Origin of the sequence: Variovorax sp. E3 (genome assembly GCF_016082275.1) — a bacterium.
Lineage (GTDB): Bacteria > Pseudomonadota > Gammaproteobacteria > Burkholderiales > Burkholderiaceae_C > Variovorax.
The window spans coordinates 1-4,255 of record NZ_MOWM01000281.1; the positions used below are offsets into that span (position 1 = coordinate 1).

The 4,255-nt window shown below is 64.2% G+C and carries 3 protein-coding genes and 1 pseudogene; 3 read left to right on the forward strand and 1 reads right to left on the reverse strand.

Annotated elements, in window-relative coordinates; translation table 11 throughout:
- A pseudogene (locus BMG07_RS39875) lies at positions 1-1,479 on the reverse strand (excinuclease ABC subunit A); the annotation flags it as partial.
- 187 nt (positions 1,480-1,666) lie between these two features.
- On the opposite strand from BMG07_RS39875, the gene BMG07_RS39880 reads away from it, so the two are divergent.
- From BMG07_RS39880 to BMG07_RS39890, 3 genes are all read left to right on the forward strand, one after another.
- The gene (locus BMG07_RS39880) at positions 1,667-2,782 is read left to right on the forward strand and encodes an ABC transporter substrate-binding protein (RefSeq protein ID WP_198089094.1); all 1,116 of its coding nucleotides are present in this window, start codon (positions 1,667-1,669) and stop codon (positions 2,780-2,782) included.
- Between the two features lie 368 nt (positions 2,783-3,150).
- Positions 3,151-3,396, forward strand: a complete 246-nt coding sequence (locus tag BMG07_RS39885; RefSeq protein WP_198089095.1) for a hypothetical protein — start codon at positions 3,151-3,153, stop codon at positions 3,394-3,396.
- Between the two features lie 75 nt (positions 3,397-3,471).
- A complete protein-coding gene (locus BMG07_RS39890; protein ID WP_198089096.1) occupies positions 3,472-3,831 on the forward strand; it encodes a hypothetical protein in 360 nt (119 codons plus the stop codon).
- Positions 3,832-4,255 lie beyond the last annotated feature (424 nt).

Genomic DNA, 4,255 nt, shown 5'->3' on the forward strand with positions numbered 1-4,255 from the left:
CGGCCACGGCTTTTGCGGAGGCGCGTGCCCCCACCCCTGCCCTCCCCCGGAAGGGGAGGGAGTCATGCCGCCGCGCATGCTGTCGAAGAACCTGCGCAGCCGCTCGATCGGCAACAGCATCAGGTCATGCAGGCAAAGCCCCGGCAGCGCTTCGAGTTGCGCCCGCGTCCACTTCGCGCCCGTCGGCATGAAGCGCTTCTCGGGCGGCAGCACTGCATCGGCGTCTTCCTTGCTGCCGATGCGCCAGATCAGGCTGTCGAGTTTCAGGCGCGCGCCGCTGCAGGTCGGGCACGGCGTGTAGCTGCGGTACTTCGACAAGAGCACGCGGATGTGCATCTTGTAGGCCTTGCTCTCCAGGTAGGCGAAGAAGCGGCGCACGCCGTACCACTGCTTGTTCCAGTTGCCTTCCTTGTAGTTGGGCGTGCCCTCGATCACCCAGTGCTTCTGCTCGTCGGTGAGCTTGTTCCAGGGCGTGTCGCGCGGAATGCCGGCGGTCTCGGCGTGGCGCATGAGGTCGTCCTGCGCTTCCTTCCACGCGGGCGTCTGGATGGTCTTGATGGCGCCCGCGCGCAGCGTGAGCTTGTCGTTCGGAATCACCAGGCCCAGGTCGACGCCGATCACGCGGCCGAAGCCGCGGCAGGTGTCGCAGGCGCCCACGGCCGAGTTGAACGAGAACATCGACGGAATCGGGTCCGCATAGCGGATGTCGCTCTCGGGGCAATGCAGGCCGGTGGAGAACTTCCACACATCGGTCGGCGCGTTGTCTTCGGCGCCGGTGGCATGCACGGTGACGCGCCCGCTGCCGCGCTTGAGCGCGACCTCGATGGCCTCGACCACGCGCGAACGCTCGGCGCTCGAGGCGCGGAAGCGGTCGGCCACCACGTCGAGCACCTTGCGCGGGCCGGTGGGCGTGGCCACCTCGCGCTCGGCCTGCACGCGCGTGAAGCCGCTGGCCGACAGCCACTGCGTCACCTCGTCGGCCGTGGTGCTCGCGGGCAGTTCGACCGGGAAGGTGACGACCAGGCGCGGGTCGCCCGCCGCGGCGGCGCGTTCCATGATCTGCGCGTAGATGCTGTCGGGCGAGTCGTGGCGCACGGGCAGCGCGGTCTCGCGGTCGAACAGGTTGGCCGCGCGCGCGAACAACAGCTTCAGGTGGTCGTTCAGCTCGGTCATGGTGCCGACCGTGGAGCGCGACGAGCGCACCGGGTTGGTCTGGTCGATGGCGATGGCGGGCGGTACGCCCTCCACCTTGTCGACCGCCGGCTTGTCCATGCGGTCCAGGAACTGGCGGGCGTAGGCGGAGAAGGTCTCCACGTAGCGCCGCTGGCCTTCCGCATAGAGGGTGTCGAACACGAGGCTCGACTTGCCCGAGCCGCTGGGCCCGGTAACCACGGTCATCTCGCCGGTGCGGATGTCGAGGTCGAGATTCTGAAGATTGTGCTGGCGCGCGCCGCGAATCCGGATGGAGCCCTGTGTCATGAATGCCTTGAGGGGTGGGGCAAACATTCTAGGGAGTGGCCCGTGACGGCTCCGTGCACTCCGTCACAAGGACGGTGTGTGCGCAGGGGTTTCTCCGGATGGAGTTAAAGACACTTTCAGAAACAAATACGACGTTTGTTTGCATCCATTTCTGCACTGTTTCCGGCACTGCCCCCGAAAGGTTTCCATGACGACGAAGACGCGCACGCTTTGCGCCGCCGCCCTGCTGGCCCTGACAGCCATGGGTGCATCGGCCCAGCTCCTGATCGGCCAGACCGCCGGCATGACCGGCTCGGTGGCCGCGAGCGTGAACGAGACCATCGGCGGCGCGCAACTGGTGATCGACGCGGTCAACGCGCAAGGCGGCATCCACGGCGAGAAGATCGAGGTGCTGCGCATGGACGACGGCTTCGACGTGAAGCGCGCCAGCGACAACGCCCGCGCGCTGATCGAGGACAAGAAGGTGCTCGCGCTCTTCATGAGCCGCGGCACGCCGCATTCGCAGGCCATCATTCCGTGGCTCGACAAGTACGACGTGGCGCTCATCGGCCCTTCGACCGGCGCGATGGTGCTGCACAAGCCGCTGCAAAAGCATGTGTTCAACGTGCGCGCCACCTACCAGCGCGAGGCAGAGAAGGCCGTGCAGCACCTGCTGACCATCGGCCTCACCCGCATCGCCGTGGTGTACGTGACCGACTCCTTCGGCCAGGACGCGCTCGAAGGCGCCATGACCGGCTTCACCAAGGGCAAGGCCAAGCCGACGGCGACCATTCCGGCCGACCGCGACAAGCCCGACTACAAGGCCATCGTGCCGGCCATCCTGCAAGCCAACGCGCAGGCCGTGGTGTGGATCGGCTCGGGCGTGGCGGTGGTCGACGGCATCAAGGCGCTGCGCGCGGCGGGCTCGGCCGCGCAGGTGGTCACGTTGTCGAACAACGCCTCGTCGGGCTTCATCAAGCAGCTGGGCGAGGCCAGCCGCGGCGTGATCGTGACGCAGGTGTTCCCGAGCGAACGCTCGCTGGGCCAGCCGATGGTGAAGGAAGCCCTGACGCTGGCGCAGGCCAAGGGCCAGGCCGAACTGTCGCCGGCCGCGCTCGAGGGCTTTGCCTCGGCCAAGGTGCTGGTGGAGGCCCTGCGCCGCGCGGGGCCCAAGCCCACGCGCGCCAAGGTGACGGCCGCGCTCGAGACCATTCGCGGCTATGACCTCGGCGGCGGGCTCGAGGTGAGCTATTCGCCGCAGGACCACAGCGGCATCGACTTCGCGGACCTGTCGATCATCAGCGACGGGCGCTTCAAACGCTGAACGCCGGCCACTGGAGCCGCAAGGACTGCAAAGGGCTCGCTGGCCACCCGGCGGGCCCTTTGCTTTTGGGGGCCGTAGATTCGCGGCAGGGGTGGCTCCCGTTTCCTTTCGAAGCCAATCACGATGCGCCGATCAATCATTGAGAATGGAACCGCTGTTTCACCACAGATGGAATTCTTCGATTTCTGTCTCACTCGGTTTTGGAATTCAGCGGCTAGATTGCGGCCTTGACGCCAGCGCATTGATCATTGCGGCGGTGCGATGTTCAACCCGAAGACTGCGGTCGGCCACTACCAGACACTCGCAGCATCGGACAGAATGCAGCGCAGAGCGGTCGTTCGGCCGCTGCACCAATGGAGGCATTGCCCGTGAATGAAGATTTGGATGTAGCGAAGCGCGCTCTCGACCTCCAGGCTCGTGCGCGGGACTGTGCGCTGGTGCAGCTGCCAGGTTATCGAGCGTGGTCGGAGCGGAAGCTTCTCGAAGGTACCTCTGAGGCTCTTATTGCGCATCTCGATGCCACAGCTATGTGGCTCCTACCCGAAGAAGTATCTGGCGTGAGCGAAGACGATTTTGAGGAGCTGCTGACGGATCTGCGTGATGCGGTGGAATAGACAATCAAGTCGCTTTCGGCCAGAAGCAGTCGACCAGCATCAGGTCGAGGATTTTCCTGTTCTGAATAGACACCCATGATTGCCCCGCTCATTCTGATCCTGCTGCTGCTGTGCTTCTTGGCCTTCTTTCTTTGGGATCGAAAGAGGTTGAGCAATCCCGCGGTCCGCCCGCTGCCGCGCGAACAGATGGAAAAAGGCTTCACGCCCGCAGCTGTGCTGGGCTGGCCGGTCTGGATCGGCCTGGGGCTGATTGGCGTCACGCTGGCTATTGCCGAGTGGCAATCACCCTCCCAGCCTCCTTACTCCGGTCGATGGGCGTGGTTTAACGAAGCGATATATCAGGCATTCGGCCCGAGCGGGAATGCCGGCTTTTTTCTAGTGCTAGGCTTCGTCGGCATCGGCTACGGACTCATCCGATGGCGCAGAAGTCGGTAGGCCGTGCTAAAGGCCGCTTCGTAGAAATTTGTACGGCCGGTATCGGGAAGTGCAGATGACCGATTCGGGCCCATAGCGGAAGTAGCTTCCTCTCCTCAGCAGTCGTTCGTTTCGCAGCTATTCCGTCGACCCTTGCTTCCGTACTTGCGAGGTTCGCCGCTTTTCGCATCTCAGGCGAATTGCGATACTGCGCCTTCCCACCACAAAGCCTCAACTGCCCAGCAGCATCCTGTACGCCGGCACGTTCTCTTCAAACACCTCATCGAGCAGTTCCAGTCCTTCGAAAAAATCGGTGATCCTGGTCCTTCAGTTCGGCATGCGACGCCTTGTGCACCTCGAAAAGAATCTCGCTGCACGACAGGAGCCCTGGGGCACGAACGGAAACGACCTTGCTCTTTGGCTGCCACTCGTTGTTGTTGCCAAA

Coding starts and splice junctions, on each gene's coding strand:
- BMG07_RS39880 (WP_198089094.1), top strand. CDS start 1,667: ATGACGACGAAGACGCGCACGCTTTGCGCCGCCGCCCTGCTGGCCCTG.
- BMG07_RS39890 (WP_198089096.1), top strand. CDS start 3,472: ATGATTGCCCCGCTCATTCTGATCCTGCTGCTGCTGTGCTTCTTGGCC.